The organism is Microlunatus flavus (assembly GCF_900110855.1).
Lineage (GTDB): Bacteria > Actinomycetota > Actinomycetes > Propionibacteriales > Propionibacteriaceae > Microlunatus > Microlunatus flavus.
The window spans coordinates 76,045-92,771 of record NZ_FOFA01000002.1; the positions used below are offsets into that span (position 1 = coordinate 76,045).

Genomic DNA, 16,727 nt, shown 5'->3' on the forward strand with positions numbered 1-16,727 from the left:
GTCACTTGGCGTCGTCGACCAGCCACTTCCCGCCGTCCTTGACGAGCTTGATCGTCACGCTGTCCTTGCCGAGCTTCTTGATCGTCTTCCAGTCGCCGCCCTGCTTGAGCTGGGCGCGGTTCTCGTAGCTGATCTTGGCCGTCGCGCTGTCGGCGGTCAGGTCGCTGACCTTGGTGTCCCCCTTGAGGTCGGGCGAGGAACGGCTGCGCTGGGAGTAGAGCTGCTTGAGGGCCTTGGTGCCCTCCTTCTCGGTCTCGGTGGTCTTCACCGAGGCGTAGCCGGACTTGGTCATCAGCGGCTCGAGCCGCGGCAGGTAGTCCTTCGTGTAGCTCTTGTCCGGGTAGCCGATCGTCAGGACGGCGGTCACGAACTTCTCGGACGCCTTCTGCACGTCCTTCTTGTCGGCGGCCGTGTCGGTCGAGGGGCTCGAGCTGGGGCTCGGCTCGGTCGTGCTCGCCGGCGTGCTGGGTGCCGCCGCGCTCGTGCTCGGGGCCGCGGCCTGGCTGGTGGCCGGTGCCGACGTCCCGGCCGGTGCACCGGAACCGCTGTCCGCCCCGCCGCCGCAGCCGGCCAGCAGGGGGAGCGACACGACCACGCCCGCCGCCAGCGCCCTCGAGATCCGCCTGTCCATCGTCGCGCTCCTCCATGATCACGTGCTCGGCGCGCCTTCCGTCCGGAAGATCAGGGTCGCCGCGCGGAAGACTGCCAGTCGAAAGGTCGAGCTGCAGACGAATGTCGGCTCGTGCCCGCGTCCTCAGCAACTTCTCGGGCGGCGGGCAGCAGGTGTCCACGAGGTGGAAGCCGCGGTGGGCCCGGAATGGCCGCCCCGAGGTCTCCGTTGGCGATCAGGAAGGACCCCCTGACGAAGGAGCGCACCATGACGACGTCCACCACCGAGAAGAAGCACACCTTCAAGCCGGCGTTCAAGGCCGACGAGCAGCTCGCCGCGAACCTGCAGAAGGTGGCGGTCGACCTGATCAACCTGCACATCGTCGGCAAGCAGGCCCACTGGAACGTGGTCGGCAAGAACTTCCGCGACCTGCACCTCCAGCTCGACGAGCTGGTCGAGGCCGCGCGCGAGTTCTCCGACGCGATCAGCGAGCGGATGCGCTCGATCTACGTCACGCCGGACGGCCGGGCGTCGACGATCGCCCGCACGTCGAGCATCGAGGAGTTCCCCGAGGGCGAGGTCGACACCGCCGAGACCGTCGACCTCATCGTGGCGGCGATCTACACGACCGCCGGCACGATCCGCGGCGTGCACGACGCGGTCGACGAGGCCGACCCGACGACGGCCGACCTCCTGCACGGCTTCCTCGAGCGTCTCGAGCAGCTGGCCTGGATGATCGAGGCCGAGAACCGCGTCGCCAACCGGACCACGCCGCGGCCGATCCACGAGTGACGACCCGCGCGGGACACCCGCGCGGCTCACCCGCGTCCGGACGGGCGAGACGCAGGACACGCGCCGCTCCGTCCCGACGGGCCGTCCAGGCCGGCCGCGGCTGGCAGCATGCACGGCATGACCTCGTACGAGGAGCGGCTGCGAGCCGAGGCGCCGCTGCTGGACGCCTACCTGCGCACCCTCGAGACGGACGGGGCGCCCTTCACCATCCCCGGACACAAGCGCAACCCGGCCTTCGGGCGGGTCGTCGCCGGCGACGTCCCGCTGCACGGCGGCCTGGACTCCGTCTCGCTCTCGGCCGGGACCCTGCTGGAGGCCGAGCGCCGCGCCGCCGACCTGTGGGGCGCCGACGTCGCCCGCTTCTCGGTCGGCGGCTCCACCCACGGCAACCAGGCGCTGGCGCTGGCCGTCGGGCGCCCGGGTGACGCGGTGGTCGTCCCGCGGACACTGCACCGCTCCCTGCTGCTCGGCCTGGTGCTGGCCGGGCTGCACCCGGTGTGGCTCCCGACCCGGGTCGACCCCGCGAGCGGGCTGCCCCTCGGCGTCCGGGTCGCCGACGTCGCGCAGTCCCTGGGCGAGCGCCCCGAGGTGGTCGCCGTGTTCGTGGGCGACCCGACCTACGTCGGCACCGTCGGCGACCTCGCCGGGGTCGCGGACGTGGTGCACGCCGCCGGCCTGCCCCTGCTGGTCGACGCCGCCTGGGGCGGCCACTTCGGCTTCCACCCGGCGCTGCCGCCGCACGCCCTGCAGGCCGGCGCCGACGCCTTCGTGACCAGCGCCCACAAGATGTTGACCGGCTACTCGCAGGCCGCGCTGGTCCTCGCCCGCACCGAGCGGCTGGATCCCGAGCGGCTCGCCCTCGCCTTCGAGGCGGGCAACACCACGAGCCCGGCCGGTGCCCTGCTGGCCAGCATGGACGCGGCGCGCGCCCTGCTCGAGCTCGACGGCAAGGCCCTGCTCGACGACGTCGTCGCCCTCGTCGCGTCCGTGCGCGACCGGCTGGGCGAGGTTCCGGGCCTGACGGTGCTCGACCAGGTCGAACCCACCAAGCTCGTCCTCGGCCTGGCCGGCACCGGCGCCGACGGGGTGGCCGTGGGCCGGGACCTGCGCAGCGCCGGCGTCGAGGTGGAGATGGCCGACCGCGACTGGCTCGTGCCGATCGTCAGCCTCGCCGACACCCCGGAGGCCGTCGACCGGCTGGTCGCCGCGCTGCTCGTGTCGCTGCGCCGCCACGCCGGACGCCCGCGCGACGTCGTGGTGTCGGCGAGCTGGGCGGTCCGGCCCGAGACCGTGCTGTCGCCGCGGGAGGCGTTCTTCGCCCCGGCGACGACCGTGCCGACCGCCGACGCCGTCGGCCGGGTGTCGGCCGAGCTCGTCGCGCCCTACCCGCCCGGCGTCCCCGTGCTCGCGCCGGGGGAGCGCGTCACCGCCGAGGCGCTCGCCGGCCTCCAGGCCGCCGCCGCGGCCGGCACCCGCATCGCCTACGCCGCCGACCCGACCATCGCCACCCTCCGCGTGGTCGCCTGAGTCGAGGAAGGCTCCCTGAGCCGAGGAACGCTCCCTGAGCCTGTCGAAGGGCCGGAGGAACGCTCCCTGAGCCTGTCGAAAGGCCACGAAGTGGTCAGCGTTCCGAGCTGCTGAGAACGCCAACCTCTTCGAGGCCCTTCGACAAGCTCAGGGAGCGTTCTCGCGTGAGCCAACGCGACAGGACGGGAGCTGGGGCACGTCGGTCGGAACGCTCGGTGAGCCTGTGGAGGAAGCCGCGGAACGCTCCCTGAGCCTGTCGAAGGGCCACGAAGTGGTCAGCGTTCCTGCTCGTTGCACAGGAGCAGCCGACCTCTTCGAGGCCCCCTTCGACAGGCTCAGGGCACCGCTTCGACGAGCTCAGGGGGCGTGAGGCGCGAGGCCGTCATGAAGGAACGCTCCCTGAGCCTGTCGAAGGGCCACGAAGTGGTCAGCGTTCCTGCTCGTCCTACAGGAGGAAGCAGCCAACCTCTTTGAGGCCCTTCGACAAGCTCAGGGAGCGTTCTGCGCTCGCTTCAGCACCGGAACCCGAACCTCACCCGGACCCTCCGGCAGCGTCTGGAGAACCTCGTCGCACCAGGCCACCAGGCCGGCGGCGTCGATGCCGTACGGCGGGGCGTCGGCGTAGAGGCCGATCCGGCGCCGGGCGCGCTGCAGGAGGGTGGTGGCGCCCTTCGGGTTGCCGCGGAGGAGGTGGGTCAGCCCGACGGCGAGCTGGGCCAGCCCCTGCCACAGCTCGCGCTCCTCGTCGGGTGCGGACTTCCAGCTCGCCTCGAGCACCTCGTGGGCGTGGAACGGCATGCCGGCGTCGAGCAGGCGCTGCGCCTCGACCAGCGCCGGCGCCGGGTCGAGCACGAGGTCCTCGGGGACCCGCTCGACCCCGACCGCGCCGCGGGGGAGCGGGCGTCCGAGCGCGTCCCGCGGCCGGGCGTTCTGCGCCCGGCCCCGGGCGTCACGCTCACGGTCCACCCGCTCGGGGCTCACGAGGCCGCCGCCCACCGCCGGAACGTCGCGACCGCGTCCGGCTCGCCCGTGACCTCGACGTGCGCGGCGGTGCGGCGGCCGCTGACCCACAGGGCCAGCTCGACGGGTTCACCGGTCAGCGTCACCGTGGGGCGCTTGCGGGCGAGCCGCACCGCCCCCTCCGGCCGCGCGAGCTGCACCCCCACGGGCGCCCGGCGCAGGCCGAGCGCGAGCATCCCGAGCTGGCGCCAGACCGCGTCCTGCTGCCCGGCGGGCAGCTCGCGCGGCGCGGCCGGGTCCGGCCCGCCGCGGCGGACGTCCTCGTGGTGGATGAGGTACTCGAGGTGGTTGGTCTGCTCCGCCGCCCAGCTGAACGGCGACCAGCGGGGCGCGCCCGCCGCGAAGCGGTCGACCAGCGCCGCGTACCCCTGCGGGCTCTGCGCCCGACCGGTCAGGCGGCTGAGGCCGGGCTCCTCGCCCGGCGGGCGCCGCGCCGCGGCGTCGGTGACCATCGCGACCGCCGAGTGCTCGCGCTGCACGAGGTGCGCGACGAGGCGGCGCACGTCCCAGCCCTCGTCGAGGGTGGGTGCGTCCGGGTCGGCGCTCCGCAGGGTCGCGACCAGCGCCTCCTGCTCCGTCGTCACCCAGCGAGAACGGTGCCCTGCGGGCTCGTCGACCATCCGATCAGCATAGGAACAGGCGGAGCAGGCCCACCGGGTCGGACCGTCGTCCGGGTTGTCACCAGATCGTCACGTGCACGCCGCACGAGCGCGCAGATCCGCTGCCACCATCGCTGCGTGCTCACGGTGGCGGCGTGCCAGGTCGGGATCGACATCGACGACCCCGAGAAGACGAGGCGCATGGTCGCGGAGTCGGTGGGGGAGGCCGCCCGCCTGGGCGCGCGGCTGGTCGTGCTCCCCGAGCTCGTGCTGTGCGGAGCGCTGTTCGTCGACGCCGCCGAGTCCACCGCGCGGGCCGAGCCCGTCGACGGGGAGTCGGTCCGGTTCCTCCAGGCCCTGTCGCACGCGCACGGCCTGGTCCTGGTGGCCGGCTTCTGCGAGGCGTCGGGGCTGGCGAAGCCGTACAACAGCGCGGTCGTCCTCGACGGCGGCGAGCTGCTCGCCGTCTACCGCAAGACGCACCTGTGGGACTTCGAGCGCGAGCTCTTCACGCCGGGCCCGGTCCTTCCCCCGGTGGTGCCGACCTCGGTCGGGCTCGTCGCCCCGCTGATCTGCTACGACCTGGCCTTCCCCGAGGTGCTGCGCAGCGTGGCCCTGCGCGGTGCGCAGCTGGTCGCCTCGCCCGCGAACTGGCCCGACTCGACCAGCCCCGCCACCCGTCCGCCCGAGGTCTCCAAGGCGATGGCCTCGGCCGCCACCAACCGGCTGGTCGTCGTGGTCGCCGACCGGGTCGGGCCCGAGCGCGGCTGCCGCTGGGTCGGCGGGAGCGTGGTCGTCGACCACGAGGGCTACCGGGTGGCCGGCCCGGACTTCGGCATCGAGACGGTCCTGGTGGCCCAGGTCGACCTCGAGGCGACGCTCGACAAGCGTCTCGGCGGTCGCAACCACGTCTTCGACGACCGACGTCTCGACCTGTACGCCTCCTGCTAGGCGCGGCGCTGCCGACGGGCGGGTCTCGCTCGTGTGACGATCCTCGAACGGGTCGCGCGCCCTGGTTGCGGTCCGGTGCACCTCGTCGTTAGGTTATACGTATGCACCTGACCCCGGCCGACGCCCGTCGGATCTCTGGCTCCTACTCCGTCGTCCGCCAGCCGGACCGTCCCGACGTGGCGGCGCAGTCCGACCCGAAGGTCATCGAGACCGTGTCGGCCATGCTCTCCGAGATCGAGCGCGACGGGCTGCCGGCCGTCCGCCGCTACGCCGAGCGCCTCGACGGCTGGACCGGCGGCGAGGACTTCGAGGTGCCGGAGTCGACCTGGGGCCCGCTCACCGACGACCTGCCGCAGGACCTGCGCGACGCCCTCGACGCGGGCGCCGAGCGCACCCGCCGCTTCGCCGAGATGCAGCGCTCCCACCTGGTCGACTTCGAGGACGAGGTCATCCCCGGCGTCGTCTGCGGCCAGCGCTACGTGCCCATCGGCAGCGTCGGCGCGTACCTGCCGGCCGGTCGCTTCCCGCTCCTCGCCAGCGCCTTCATGACGGTCGGCGTCGCCCGTGCGGCCGGCGTGCCCAACGTGGTCAGCTGCACCCCGCCCTCGTTGCACGGCCAGGTGCACCCGGCCGTCCTCTACTCCGCGCGGGCCTCCGGCGCCCAGCGCGTCTTCGCCGTCGGCGGGGTCCAGGCGCTCGCCGCCATGGCCTTCGGCCTGCTCGACGGGGTGCCCTCGGACATGATCGTGGGCGCCGGCAACGCCTTCGTCGCCGAGGCCAAGCGCCAGCTCTACGGCCAGTCGGGCATCGACGTGCTCGCCGGACCGTCGGAGGTCGCCGTCATCGCCGACGAGACCGCGACCGCGCAGATGGTCGCCGCCGACCTGCTCGCCCAGGCCGAGCACGGCCCGAGCTCCCCGGCCTGCCTGGTCACGACGTCGGCCGAGCTGGCCGCCGCGGTGGAGGTCGAGATCGAGCGCCAGCTCGAGGGCCTGGCCACCCGCGACATCGCCGGCGCCGCGTGGCGCGACTGGGGCTCGATCTACGTCGCCGACTCGCCCAAGACGGCGGTCGAGATCATGGACCTGCTCGCCCCGGAGCACCTCGAGATCCTGGCCGAGGACACCGACTTCTACCTCGAGAACATGCGCAACTACGGCTCGCTGTTCCTCGGTCCGTGGTCGACCGTCGCGTACGCCGACAAGGGCATGTCGGGCACCAACCACGTGCTCCCGACCGGTCGCGGCGCCCGCTACACCGCCGGGCTGTCGGTCGCCCGTTTCCTGAAGCAGCTCACCTACCAGAAGGCGACCCGGGCGTCGACGCAGGCGCAGGCCGGGCCCGTCGTCACGATCGCCGACTTCGAGGGCATGCCGGGCCACCGCGACAGCGCCCAGCTCCGGTTGGACATCCTCGCCCGCGACTGATCGACTGCTCGACCGGCCCTGGCCGGGGACCACCGTCCGAGCGGACAACTGAATACGTATGGCTGTGCACGTGCTCGACCTGCTGCGTCCAACGTTCCTCTTGATCGAGAAGAAGGTCCCATGCGCCTCAAAAGTCCCACCCGTCGCTCGGCCCGGCTCCTGGCCGTCGGTCTGCTCGCCACCTCGCTGGCCCTGACCGCCTGCGGCGCCGGCTCCCGCACGGGCGCGGCCACCGCCACCAAGGTCGCCTGCGACTTCACCAACCCGGCCCAGCCGACCACGGTCAACGTGCTCGCCTACAACTCCTCGGCCGTCGACCCGTACTCGAACACGATGGTGTCGAGCTGCACGCACGACAACGTCACCGTCAAGCACGACCCGATCGACTTCGCGGGTCAGGTGCAGAAGACGACGGCGACGCTCGGCGGCGACAGCGGCACCTACGACATCATCGAGACCTACTCGTTCGTCGTGCCCGACTACGCCTCGCGCAACAAGCTCGTCGCCCTCGACGACCTGTTCGCCAAGCACCAGGCGACCTACAAGCTCGACGCGATCGACAAGTCGCTGCGCGACGCGATGAGCTACAACGGCAAGCTCTACGGGCTGCCGATGCAGACCCAGGTCCTGACGATGGTCTACCGCAAGGACCTCTTCGCCAAGAACAACCTGACGCCGCCCACGACGTTCGCCGAGCTGCGCGACGACGCGAAGAAGCTGCAGGACTCGGGCGACATGAAGTACCCGATCGCCCTGCCGTGGTCGGCCAGCGCGGACATCTCGACCGCCTACAAGGCCACGCTGAACTCGCTCGGCAAGAACTTCGTCGCCGACGACGGCAAGACCCCGAACTTCACCACCCCGGAGTCCACCAAGGCCTTCGAGGAGATGAAGTCGCTGCTGCCCTACATGGACCCGCAGGTCACGACCTTCGACCAGCCCAAGGTCCAGCAGCAGCTCTACAACGGCTCCGCCGCGATCGGCATCATGTTCTCGGGCCGCATGAACGACCTGGTCCAGCAGAAGAACACCAAGCTCTACGACCAGTTCGCCTTCGCGGCGCCGCCGTCGGTGGAGAAGGGCGGCAAGCAGTACGGCGCCCTGTCGGTGGACGGCTGGTCCATCCCGTTCAACACCAAGGTCGACCAGGACCTGCTGTTCCAGGTGATCGCCGCGTCGGTCAGCGAGGACGCCTCCAAGGCCTCGATCCCCGCCGCCTTCCCGGCGCGCACCGGGCTCGACCAGAGCGCGTCGCCGTACGCCGCCGCCGCCGAGGCCGCCATCAAGGGCGCCCCGCCGGCCGAGGCCAAGCCGTGGGTCCCGCCGATCACCTCGGCGACGACCGACATCATCGGCTCGGTCATCCTCGGCAAGACCTCGGTCGCCGACGGCACGCAGCAGATGCAGGCGGCCGCGGAGAAGGTGCTGGCCGGCTCGTAGGGCCCCGACCCCGTAGGTTCACCGCACGCACGCCTGTAGGGAGAGAGGGGACCGGCATGAGAAGACGCGAGTTCTGGCTGCTCGTCACGCCCAGCGTCATCGTGATGTTCGGCTTCATGCTGGTCCCCCTCTACCGCACGGTGCGGTGGAGCTTTGAGAAGGTCGAGTACGGCACGCCCGGCACCAGCGTCGGGCTGGCGAACTACACGGGGGCGCTCACCGACCCCCGGCTCGGTCGCGCCGTGCTCTTCACGCTCGGGCTGACGGTGGTCGTGACCGCGTTCTGCCTGGTGTTCGGCTACATCCTGGCCAGCCTGGTCAACCAGCTGCGCCGGGCGCGGCCCCTCGTGCTGGGCCTGCTGCTCGTGCCGTACGTGCTGCCGCACGTGGTCGGCGGCGTGGCGTTCTCCTGGCTCTTCGACACCAACTTCGGCGGCATCTTCAACTACGTCGTCAACGGCATCACGGGCGGCGCGCTGGGTGATCCGCTGTGGTTCACCGACGCGTGGCCCAACCGGGTGATCGTCGCGCTGAACGTCGTCTGGTACATGCTCCCGTTCGCCATGCTGATGATCCTGGCCGGGTTGCAGGGCGTCTCCACCGAGACGCTCGAGGCGGCCGAGATCGACGGGGCCTCGCCGCTGCAGCGGCACCTCTACGTGATCGTCCCCAGCATCCGCGGGGTGCTCGGCTTCGTCCTGCTGATCTTCACCATGGACGTGCTGCGGGTCTTCGACTCCCTGATCCCGCTGTCGCCGCAGGCGGTGACGCTCGGCAACGAGTCGATCATGCTCTACATCTACAACGTCGCCTTCCGCGAGGGCGCGGTCAACCTGGGCCTCGGCAGCGCGATCAGCGTGCTCACCATCGTGCTGATCCTCGTGCTGCTCTACCCCTCCATCCGCAACCTGGTCCGGGAGGCCCGAGCCGCATGACCGTCGACCTGACCGCCGCCGAGGGCGTGGCGCCCCGCGGCACCCTGGCGCTGACCGAGGAGGTCGCGAGCGGCAAGCCCCAGCGCCACCGCAGCCGCCGCCGTACCGTCGCCGTCGTCTCGGCGCTCGTCCTCGCCGCGACCTGCATCCTCATGGTGGCGCCGTTCCTGTGGGCCGCGTTCTCCTCGGTCAAGCCGACCGACGTCGCGTTCTCCAACCCGCCGGTCTTCAGCTTCGCCCCGACGTTCCAGCCGTACGTCGACCTGTGGCAGACCACGAACTTCTACATCTACCTGATCAACACGATCGTGGTCGCGGTGATCAGCACGATCGTGGCGCTGCTCGTCGGCCTGCCGTGCGCGTACGCCCTGTCGCGCTACGGCGGCGCCGCCTCGCTCGTCCTGCTCGTGATGGCGCTCGTCTTCCGCGCGCTGCCGCGCTTCGCGGTCGTGCTGCCGATGTACGAGATCAGCAAGTCGATCGGGATCTACGACACCCGGGTCGCCCTCGCCGCGGCGTTGATCGCGATCAACCAGCCCTTCACGATCTGGCTGCTGCGCAACTTCTTCGCCGAGATCCCTCGCGAGCTGGACGAGGCGGCGATGGTCGACGGCTGCACCCGCATCGGCATGCTGCGCCGGATCATGATCCCGCTCATGGGCCCGGGCATCCTCACCGCAGGGATCTTCGTGTTCCTGTTCGCGTTCCAGGAGTACCTGACCGCCGCGGTCCTGACCGACATCAACGCCAAGACGGTCCCCGTCTTCATCGCCACCCAGATCGGGCAGAACCTCCCGCTGCTCCAGCAGGCCTCCGCGGCCACCGTGCTGCTGACCCTGCCCGTCGTCGCCATCGCCTTCATCGCGCAGAAGTACCTCGTCGCCGGCCTCGCCTCCGGCGCCGTCAAGGGGTGAGGCGGGGGTCGTGCATTTCACGCTGTCGTGAAACGCACCCGCTCAGCCACACCTGCAGGGTGGGACAAGCACGTGCACGTACGGCGGAGCGGTTGACCGAGACGTCGGACCGGCGCGTCCACCTGATCCCGGCATGACTCCCGAGGACGCGCCGGGCGTCGCCGCGCCGCTCGTCCTGCTGCCCGGGTCGGGCTGCACGCCGGCGCTGTGGTCGCGGCTCGACCTGCCAGACCGGACCGTCACGCCGGTCCTCGAGGCGGACACCCTGGACGCCGAGGTCGACCGTCTCCTCGCGGTCCTGCCGAAGCAGTTCGCGCTCGCCGGGCTCTCGCTGGGGGCCATCGTCGCCATGGCCCTCGTGCGCCGGGCACCCGAGCGCGTCAGCCGCCTCTGCCTGATGTCGACGAACCCGTACGCCCCCACCCCTGGCCAGCACGAGGCGTGGGCCGCGCAGCGCGAGATGCTCCGCACGGACGGCGCGCGGGCCCTGCAGACCTCGCTGCTCCCCGTGCTGCGCTCGCCCGGCCGGACCGATCTCGACGCCGAGATCCTGGCGATGGCGGACGAGCTCGGGGCGCCGACCTACGCGGCCCAGTGCCGGCTCCAGGACACCCGCATCGACGAGCGGCCGGAGCTGGCGAAAGTTCGGTGCCCGACGCTCGTCGTGGCCGCCCGCGACGACCGCCTGTGCCCGGTCGAGCGGCACGAGGAGATCGCCCGCCTGGTCCCCGGCGCGGAGCTCGTCGTCCTCCACGACTGCGCGCACCTGTCCCCGCTCGAGCAGCCCGGGGCGCTCTCAGCCCACCTGCGGCGATGGCTCGCCGACGCTCCCTGAGCATGGAGACGCTCCCTGAGCTTGTCGAAGGGCCGGGCAACGCTCCCCGAGCTTGTCGAAGGGCCGGGCAACGCTCCCTGAGCCTGTCGAAGGGCCCGGAACGGGTCGGCGTCTGCCCCCCTGAGGAACGCTGACCTCTTCGAGGCCCCCTTCGACAGGCTCAGGACACCGCTTCGACCAGCTCAGGAAGCGTTCGAGACGGCGTCGCCGTCGACCCTGGGGTCGGCGCCGGCGGTGTGCGCGATCAGGCTGTCGAGGACGTCGCGCAACGTCCGGAGCTCGGGAACGCTGAGCCCGATCCGGGCGAAGATCGCCGGCGGAACCTCAGCGGCCCGCTCGCGCAGCGCGTCGCCCTGCGGCGTGAGGCGGACGACCACGGAACGTTCGTCCGCCGGGTCGCGCTGGCGCTCGACGAAGCCGTTGTTCTCCAGGCGCTTGAGCAGCGGCGACAGGGTCGGCGCCTCGAGGGTGAGCAGACCGACGAGCTGCTTGAGCGTCAGTGGCCCGTCGGCCTCCCACAGCGCGACCATGACGAGGTACTGCGGGTGGGTCAGCCCGAGCGGTTCGAGCAGCGGGCGGTAGAGCGAGACGACCTCCCGCGAGGCGACGGCCAGCGTGAGGCACACCTGCCGTTCGAGTCGGAGGACGTCACCACCGACCTTGGCCGCCATGCCGCTCCCTTCCTCGCCGCACTGGACCCGGTGCCCCGCGACGACGCGCCCGACTGTAACCACGTCCGAGGAGCGATCCACAGGAAATTCTTCATGCGTGAACGTTTCACGTATAATGGTGCTCGCTCGGGGACGACCAGGTCGTCCCGTCGTTCGAGTCGGTCGGCCCGTCCTCCCGGGGGGCGAGAGTGCGTGGAGCATCAGTTCAGCGCCGTACGGGTACCGGCCGTCCTCGTGACCTTTCGTCCTCGCGTCCCGCTCGCAGAGCCGACGCCGACCCCGGTCTGACCCTCGACCGCAGGAGATCGATGACGGCACTGGCACCCGTGCGCGCTCGGCAGAGCTATCGCCACGAGGCGTTCCTGTGGCGCACCCGGGCGGAGTACGTCGGGCACCTGGTGCCGTTCCTCGTCGAGGGCCTCGACGCGGGCGAGACCGTCGTCGTCACCGCCAACGCCGAGCACGCGCGCTGGCTGCGTCACGACCTGGGCGCCCGGGCCGCCGAGGTGCGGTTCATCGACATCGACGGCATGGTGCGCAACCCGGCCCGGCTCATCCCCGCGCTCCTGGAGTTCCTCGAGGAGGCGTGCGGCCCGGGTCGTCCGGCTCGCGGGGTGGGGGAGCCGGTCTGGGCGGGGCGCAACCCCGAGGAGGTCGCCGAGGCGCAGCTCCACGAGGCGCTGCTGAACCTCGCCGTCGACCCGGACCTGCCCTTCTGGCTCATCTGCCCGTACGACGCCGCGAACCTGCCCGAGCCGCTCCTCGGCGACGCCGGACGCAGCCACCCGGTCATCTCGACGCCCGACTCCTACCTGGGCAGCGGCAGCTACCGCGGGCGCGACCACGCGCGCGAGCTGTTCAGCGCCGACCTGCCCGAGCTCGACGTCCCCGACGCCGACCTGTGGGTGGCCGAGCAGACCCTCGACCTGGCGGCCGAGCAGGTGACCCTGCGCGCCGCGGCGGGTGACCTGCGCTCCGACCAGGTCGTCACTCTCAACGGCGTCGTGCGCGACCTCGTCGTCGACAGCGTCCGCCGCGGAGCCGAGCGCGCCCGGCTGCGCCTGTGGGACGAGCCCGATGAGCTCGTCTGCGAGGTCTCCGACCGCGTCGTCGTCGGAGACCTCCTCGTCGGCCGGCGCCCGCCGACGCGCGGACGCACGGATGCGGTCTGGTCGGCCAACCAGGTGTGCGACCTCGTCCAGGTCCGCTCGAACCTCCGCGGCACCAGCGTCCGCCTGCACCTGCGCAAGTAGGCCGGCAGAGCGGGCAAACGCTCCCTGAGCTCGTCGAAGCGGTGTCCTGAGCCTGTCGAAGGGGGCCTCGAAGAGGTTGGCGTCCACCCCAAGGCTCAGGCCTCGGGGCCTCCTCGGGTCGCCGGCTCAGCGGATCGTGTAGCCGCCGTCCACCACGAGGTCGGCCCCGTTGACCATGTCGGCGGCGCCGCTGGCCAGGAACAGCGCCGCCCCGGCGACCTCGCGCGGCAGCGCGAACCGGCCCACCGGGATCTCCCGCTTGGCCGCCTCGCCCTTCTCACCCGCCCAGGCCTTGCGCCCGAGGTCGGTGAGCACGACGGTCGGCGAGATCGAGTTCGCGGTGACGCCGCGCCCGGCCCACTCCGTCGCCAGCACCCGGGTCAGCCCGAGGACGCCCGCCTTGGAGGCGCAGTACGCCGCGTGCTCCAGCAGCCCCACGGTCGCCGCCTGCGAGGCCAGGTTGATCACCTTGCCGCGGCCGGCCGCCAGCATGTGCCGCCCGACGGCCTGGCTCATGTAGAAGGTGCCGGAGAGGTTCACGGCGAGCGTCCGTTCCCAGGCCCGCGTGCTCAGGTCCTCGGCCGGCGCCAGGTCGACGATGCCGGCGCTGTTGACGAGCACGTCGACCCGGCCCGCGAGCTCGACGGCCCGGTCGGCCGCGGCCTGCGCCGACGCCTGGTCCGACACGTCGCAGCCGAGCCCGAGGGCGTCGCGGCCGAGCTGCTCGGCCCGCCGCTGCGAGACCTCGGCGTCCAGGTCCACGACGACGACCCGCGCGCCCGCGTCGGCGAACACGTCCGCGATCGCCGAGCCGATGCCCGAGGCGGCGCCGGTCACGAGCGCGACGCGGCCGTCGAGCCGGAACGTCAGGTCGACCTCGGGCTCGGCGTCACCCTGCGAGGTCGTGGTGGTCGTGCTCACGCGTGCTCCTGACCCGGGCCGTCGGTGTCGGCGGTCCCGTCGCGATGGATCATGCCATCGCCCGGACGGCGCAGCGCGCGGGCGAGCACCAGGGCCACCAGCATGAGCGCGAGCACGAGCCACAGCGCGTTCAGCAGGCCGACCGACTCCGACACGAAGCCGATGGCCGGCGGACCGCCGAGGTTGGCCAGGTAGCCGATGGAGGCGACGACGCTGACCCGGGCGGCGGGGTTCGGGCCGCTGTCGGCCGCGGCGGACATGCCGAGCGGAAAGCCCAGCGACACCCCGAACGCCCAGAGCACGATGCCGACCAGGACGAGCCACACGGGCCCGGCGAGGATGAACGCCAGCAGCCCGGCCACGCCCAGCGCGGTGGTGAGCTGCACGGCCCGCACCCGGCCGATCCGGTCGACCAGCGGGCCGCCGGCGACGCGGGCGACCGTCTCGCTCGCGGCGAAGGCGGCGAAGAACAGGGCGGCGACGGCGTCGGTCTGGCGATGGCCGTCGCGTACGGCCAGGGTCAGCCAGCTGTTCGCCGTCCCCTCGCCGAGCTCGACGCCCAGCATCACGACGCCGATCAGCAGGAGCCGCGCGTCGCTCCAGCCGCGCAGCCAGGTGCGGATCCGCACGGCGACCGGCTCCCGCTCGGACGCGGCGCCCGCGGGCTCGCGCACGGGGACGAACCGGGTAGCGACGACCCCGGCCGTCGCAATCAGGACGGCCTCGCCCAGGAACTGCCACTGCAGCGCGATCCCGAGGGCGGCGCAGCCCGCGCCGATGCCGGCCCCCACGATCGCCCCGGCCGACCAGGCGGCGTGCATGAGCGGCATCCAGGTGCGGCCGGCCGCCCGTTCGACCTCGGCGCCGTCGACGTTGATCATGACGTCGACCGACCCGATGGCGAACCCCACGAGGACGAAGCCGAGCGTGGTCACCACGACCGAGTGGGCCAGCCCGGCGCCGGTCCCGATGACCGCGACCGCGGCGGCGATGAGCCAGAGCATGGTGCCGATGCCGCGGCGCGAACCCAGCCGGGCGAGCAGCGGGGCCGCGACGCTCAGTCCGCCGACCGACCCAACGGTCACGCCGGCCAGGACCAGCCCGATGGCCGCGTTGTCGACGCCGAGGTCGGCGCGGAGCTGCGGGAGCCGTGGACCCCACGTCGACACCGCGATGCCGCCGATCGCGAAGGCCGTCATGATCGCGTTCCGCCAGCGGCGGATCGTCCGGGCGTCGAGGGGGACCGTCTGCACGAGCGCCACATCGGCAGCCTATGGGTCTTCCACCGCGGGGGCCGGGCTGTCCGGCAGCCCGCACGGCCGGCGGATCAGGAGCGGGCGCCCCGCAGCTCGGCGAGGTGGGCCATGACCGTAGCCGTGAGGTTGTAGACGACCAGCCGGGCGCCGTCGGCGAACGAACGCTCGGCCGCCTCGCGGCTGTTCACGATGTCCATCCGCAGCTTTGTCTGCGCCGCGAGCTCGTCGTGCACGCGCCGCACCTGCTCGGCGTGCGGCGGGTCGTCCGGCGTGCTCGACGCCGCCAGGTCGGCGACGCCGACCATGCTCCCGTCGAGCCGTTCGGTGCCCACGACGGCCTCGACCGCGCGCACGCCCTCGGGCGACTCGATCATCCCGAAGACCAGCGTCTCCGCCAGCGCCCGCTGCTTGTGCTCGTCCGCGCCCACCAGCCCGAAGCGCCCCGAGCGGCCGTACGTCGCGAAGCCGCGGTGCCCGTACGGCGGGTAGTGCGCCGAGTCGACCAGCGCCGCCGCCTGCTCGGGGGTGTCGACGTGCGGGGCCACGACGCCCTGGGCGCCGGCGTCGAGGGCGCGGAGGACCAGGGCGGGTTCGGCGGAACCGACGCGCACCAGCACCGGGACCCCGTGCACGGCCGCGAAGGCGATGTGGCGCCGCAGCTCGACGACGTCGGCCGGCCCGTGCTCGCCGTCGAGGAGCACGAAGTCGAAGCCCGCCACCGCGACCATCTCGACGAGCTCCTCGCCGGGCACGCGCAGCAGCGCGCCGAGGACGCGCTCGCCCGCGTCGAGGCGCGCCTTCAGGCTCGGCACCGCGCTCACGCGACCATCCCGCCCGACAGGTCGACGTCGGCGCCGGTCATGCCCGGCATGGCGAGCATCGCCACGACCGCGGCGCCGACCTCGTCCTCGGTGACCATGCGCTGCAGCGCCGAGCGCGACACGAAGGCCTGCTCGGCCTCGGCGTACGAGGAGCCGGTGCGCTCGGCCTCGAGGCGGAAGTTCCGGTCCATGCGCTCGCCCTGCACCGGGCCGGGGGAGAGGCTGTTGACGTTCACACCCGAGGGTCCCACCTCGAAGGCGAGCGTCGAGGTGAGCCCGATGACCGCCATCTTCGACGCCGTGTACGGGGTGCGGCGCGCGAGCGGGCGCTTGCCCGACACCGACGCCAGGTTGATCACGTCCCCCGCACCACGCGCCACCATCGCCGGCAGGAACGCCCGGCACATCAGGAACACCCCGCGCACGTTGACGTCGAACACCTCGTCCCACGCGTCCACGTCGATCTCCGTCAGCGGTGCGACCGGCCCGGCGATGCCGGCGTTGTTCACGAGGATCGACACCTCGACGTCGCTCAGCGCATCGGCGAGCGCGGCGACGGAGTCCGGGTCGGCGACGTCGCAGACGCGCCACGACACCCGCTCACCCAGCTCCTCGGACAGGGCGGCGAGCGGTTCGGCCCGCCGCCCGGCGACGACCACTGAAGCGCCGGCCCCGTGCAGCGCCCGCGCGATCGCCGCCCCGAGCCCGGTCCCGCCGCCCGTGACGAGCGCCATCCGCCCGTCGAGCGCGCTCAT

At 72.5% G+C, this 16,727-nt stretch carries 17 protein-coding genes; 9 read left to right on the forward strand and 8 right to left on the reverse strand.

The genetic code is table 11. The annotated features are described in order from the left end of the window. Position 1: 1 nt before the first annotated feature. Positions 2–631, reverse strand: a complete 630-nt coding sequence (locus BMY04_RS04715) for a hypothetical protein (RefSeq protein ID WP_091178015.1) — start codon at positions 629–631, stop codon at positions 2–4. A gap of 246 nt (positions 632–877) precedes the next feature. On the opposite strand from BMY04_RS04715, the gene BMY04_RS04720 reads away from it, so the two are divergent. Both BMY04_RS04720 and BMY04_RS04725 read left to right on the forward strand, forming a co-directional pair. After that, positions 878–1,402: a Dps family protein gene (locus BMY04_RS04720; protein ID WP_091178016.1), complete on the forward strand. Its 525-nt coding sequence runs from the start codon at positions 878–880 to the stop codon at positions 1,400–1,402. Between the two features lie 117 nt (positions 1,403–1,519). After that, entirely contained in the window at positions 1,520–2,929 is a 1,410-nt protein-coding gene (locus BMY04_RS04725) for an aminotransferase class I/II-fold pyridoxal phosphate-dependent enzyme (RefSeq protein ID WP_091178502.1), read from the forward strand. A gap of 489 nt (positions 2,930–3,418) precedes the next feature. Here BMY04_RS04725 and BMY04_RS04730 read toward each other — a convergent pair whose 3' ends face one another. After that, complete coding sequence (locus BMY04_RS04730) at positions 3,419–3,925, reverse strand: DUF309 domain-containing protein (protein ID WP_232506112.1); 507 nt, start codon at positions 3,923–3,925, stop codon at positions 3,419–3,421. Beyond that, on the reverse strand, positions 3,907–4,569 hold the full coding sequence (locus BMY04_RS04735; RefSeq protein WP_091178017.1) for a TIGR03085 family metal-binding protein: 663 nt from the start codon (positions 4,567–4,569) through the stop codon (positions 3,907–3,909). Before BMY04_RS04735 ends, BMY04_RS04730 begins: the two co-directional genes overlap by 19 nt. 117 nt (positions 4,570–4,686) lie before the next feature. On the opposite strand from BMY04_RS04735, the gene BMY04_RS04740 reads away from it, so the two are divergent. From BMY04_RS04740 to BMY04_RS04765, 6 genes are all read left to right on the forward strand, one after another. Further along, positions 4,687–5,499 carry a nitrilase-related carbon-nitrogen hydrolase gene (locus BMY04_RS04740; RefSeq protein WP_170853999.1) on the forward strand — a complete coding sequence of 271 codons (813 nt, stop codon included), beginning with the start codon at positions 4,687–4,689 and terminating at the stop codon, positions 5,497–5,499. A 101-nt stretch (positions 5,500–5,600) separates the two neighbouring features. Next, positions 5,601–6,926 carry a histidinol dehydrogenase gene (gene hisD, locus BMY04_RS04745; RefSeq protein ID WP_091178019.1) on the forward strand — a complete coding sequence of 442 codons (1,326 nt, stop codon included), beginning with the start codon at positions 5,601–5,603 and terminating at the stop codon, positions 6,924–6,926. Positions 6,927–7,046: 120 nt separating this feature from the next. Beyond that, positions 7,047–8,366: an ABC transporter substrate-binding protein gene (locus tag BMY04_RS04750; RefSeq protein WP_091178020.1), complete on the forward strand. Its 1,320-nt coding sequence runs from the start codon at positions 7,047–7,049 to the stop codon at positions 8,364–8,366. A gap of 56 nt (positions 8,367–8,422) precedes the next feature. Further along, positions 8,423–9,301: a carbohydrate ABC transporter permease gene (locus BMY04_RS04755; protein ID WP_091178021.1), complete on the forward strand. Its 879-nt coding sequence runs from the start codon at positions 8,423–8,425 to the stop codon at positions 9,299–9,301. After that, entirely contained in the window at positions 9,298–10,215 is a 918-nt protein-coding gene (locus BMY04_RS04760; RefSeq protein ID WP_091178022.1) for a carbohydrate ABC transporter permease, read from the forward strand. Before BMY04_RS04755 ends, BMY04_RS04760 begins: the two co-directional genes overlap by 4 nt. Before the next feature lie 133 nt (positions 10,216–10,348). Continuing rightward, positions 10,349–11,050, forward strand: a complete 702-nt coding sequence (locus tag BMY04_RS04765) for an alpha/beta fold hydrolase (protein ID WP_091178023.1) — start codon at positions 10,349–10,351, stop codon at positions 11,048–11,050. 182 nt (positions 11,051–11,232) lie between these two features. On the opposite strand, the gene BMY04_RS04770 is transcribed toward BMY04_RS04765, so the two are convergent. Then, a complete protein-coding gene (locus BMY04_RS04770) occupies positions 11,233–11,721 on the reverse strand; it encodes a MarR family winged helix-turn-helix transcriptional regulator (protein WP_091178024.1) in 489 nt (162 codons plus the stop codon). Between the two features lie 308 nt (positions 11,722–12,029). Here BMY04_RS04770 and BMY04_RS04775 point away from each other — a divergent pair, with 308 nt between their 5' ends. Then, the gene (locus BMY04_RS04775) at positions 12,030–12,974 is read left to right on the forward strand and encodes an MEDS domain-containing protein (RefSeq protein WP_091178025.1); all 945 of its coding nucleotides are present in this window, start codon (positions 12,030–12,032) and stop codon (positions 12,972–12,974) included. A gap of 126 nt (positions 12,975–13,100) precedes the next feature. Here the strand turns inward: BMY04_RS04775 and BMY04_RS04780 are convergent, their stop codons facing one another. The 4 genes from BMY04_RS04780 to BMY04_RS04795 all read right to left on the reverse strand — a co-directional run bounded on the left by BMY04_RS04780 (position 13,101) and on the right by BMY04_RS04795 (position 16,727). Further along, positions 13,101–13,895, reverse strand: coding sequence for a GolD/DthD family dehydrogenase (locus BMY04_RS04780; RefSeq protein WP_091178026.1), 795 nt, complete (start codon positions 13,893–13,895; stop codon positions 13,101–13,103). Continuing rightward, positions 13,892–15,157, reverse strand: a complete 1,266-nt coding sequence (locus tag BMY04_RS04785) for an MFS transporter (RefSeq protein WP_198409945.1) — start codon at positions 15,155–15,157, stop codon at positions 13,892–13,894. The genes BMY04_RS04780 and BMY04_RS04785 overlap by 4 nt, the downstream gene beginning before the upstream one ends. Before the next feature lie 65 nt (positions 15,158–15,222). Then, positions 15,223–15,972, reverse strand: coding sequence for an HpcH/HpaI aldolase family protein (locus BMY04_RS04790; RefSeq protein ID WP_198409946.1), 750 nt, complete (start codon positions 15,970–15,972; stop codon positions 15,223–15,225). Continuing rightward, positions 15,969–16,727, reverse strand: coding sequence for an SDR family NAD(P)-dependent oxidoreductase (locus tag BMY04_RS04795; protein WP_091178027.1), 759 nt, complete (start codon positions 16,725–16,727; stop codon positions 15,969–15,971). Before BMY04_RS04795 ends, BMY04_RS04790 begins: the two co-directional genes overlap by 4 nt.

Bases quoted from the DNA above. Each gene is read 5' to 3' on its own strand.
- BMY04_RS04715 (WP_091178015.1), bottom strand. From the start codon at position 631: ATGGACAGGCGGATCTCGAGGGCGCTGGCGGCGGGCGTGGTCGTGTCG.
- BMY04_RS04720 (WP_091178016.1), top strand. From the start codon at position 878: ATGACGACGTCCACCACCGAGAAGAAGCACACCTTCAAGCCGGCGTTC.
- BMY04_RS04725 (WP_091178502.1), top strand. From the start codon at position 1,520: ATGACCTCGTACGAGGAGCGGCTGCGAGCCGAGGCGCCGCTGCTGGAC.
- BMY04_RS04735 (WP_091178017.1), bottom strand. From the start codon at position 4,569: ATGGTCGACGAGCCCGCAGGGCACCGTTCTCGCTGGGTGACGACGGAG.
- hisD (WP_091178019.1), top strand. From the start codon at position 5,601: ATGCACCTGACCCCGGCCGACGCCCGTCGGATCTCTGGCTCCTACTCC.
- BMY04_RS04750 (WP_091178020.1), top strand. From the start codon at position 7,047: ATGCGCCTCAAAAGTCCCACCCGTCGCTCGGCCCGGCTCCTGGCCGTC.
- BMY04_RS04755 (WP_091178021.1), top strand. From the start codon at position 8,423: ATGAGAAGACGCGAGTTCTGGCTGCTCGTCACGCCCAGCGTCATCGTG.
- BMY04_RS04760 (WP_091178022.1), top strand. From the start codon at position 9,298: ATGACCGTCGACCTGACCGCCGCCGAGGGCGTGGCGCCCCGCGGCACC.
- BMY04_RS04765 (WP_091178023.1), top strand. From the start codon at position 10,349: ATGACTCCCGAGGACGCGCCGGGCGTCGCCGCGCCGCTCGTCCTGCTG.
- BMY04_RS04770 (WP_091178024.1), bottom strand. From the start codon at position 11,721: ATGGCGGCCAAGGTCGGTGGTGACGTCCTCCGACTCGAACGGCAGGTG.
- BMY04_RS04775 (WP_091178025.1), top strand. From the start codon at position 12,030: ATGACGGCACTGGCACCCGTGCGCGCTCGGCAGAGCTATCGCCACGAG.
- BMY04_RS04795 (WP_091178027.1), bottom strand. From the start codon at position 16,727: ATGAGCGCGCTCGACGGGCGGATGGCGCTCGTCACGGGCGGCGGGACC.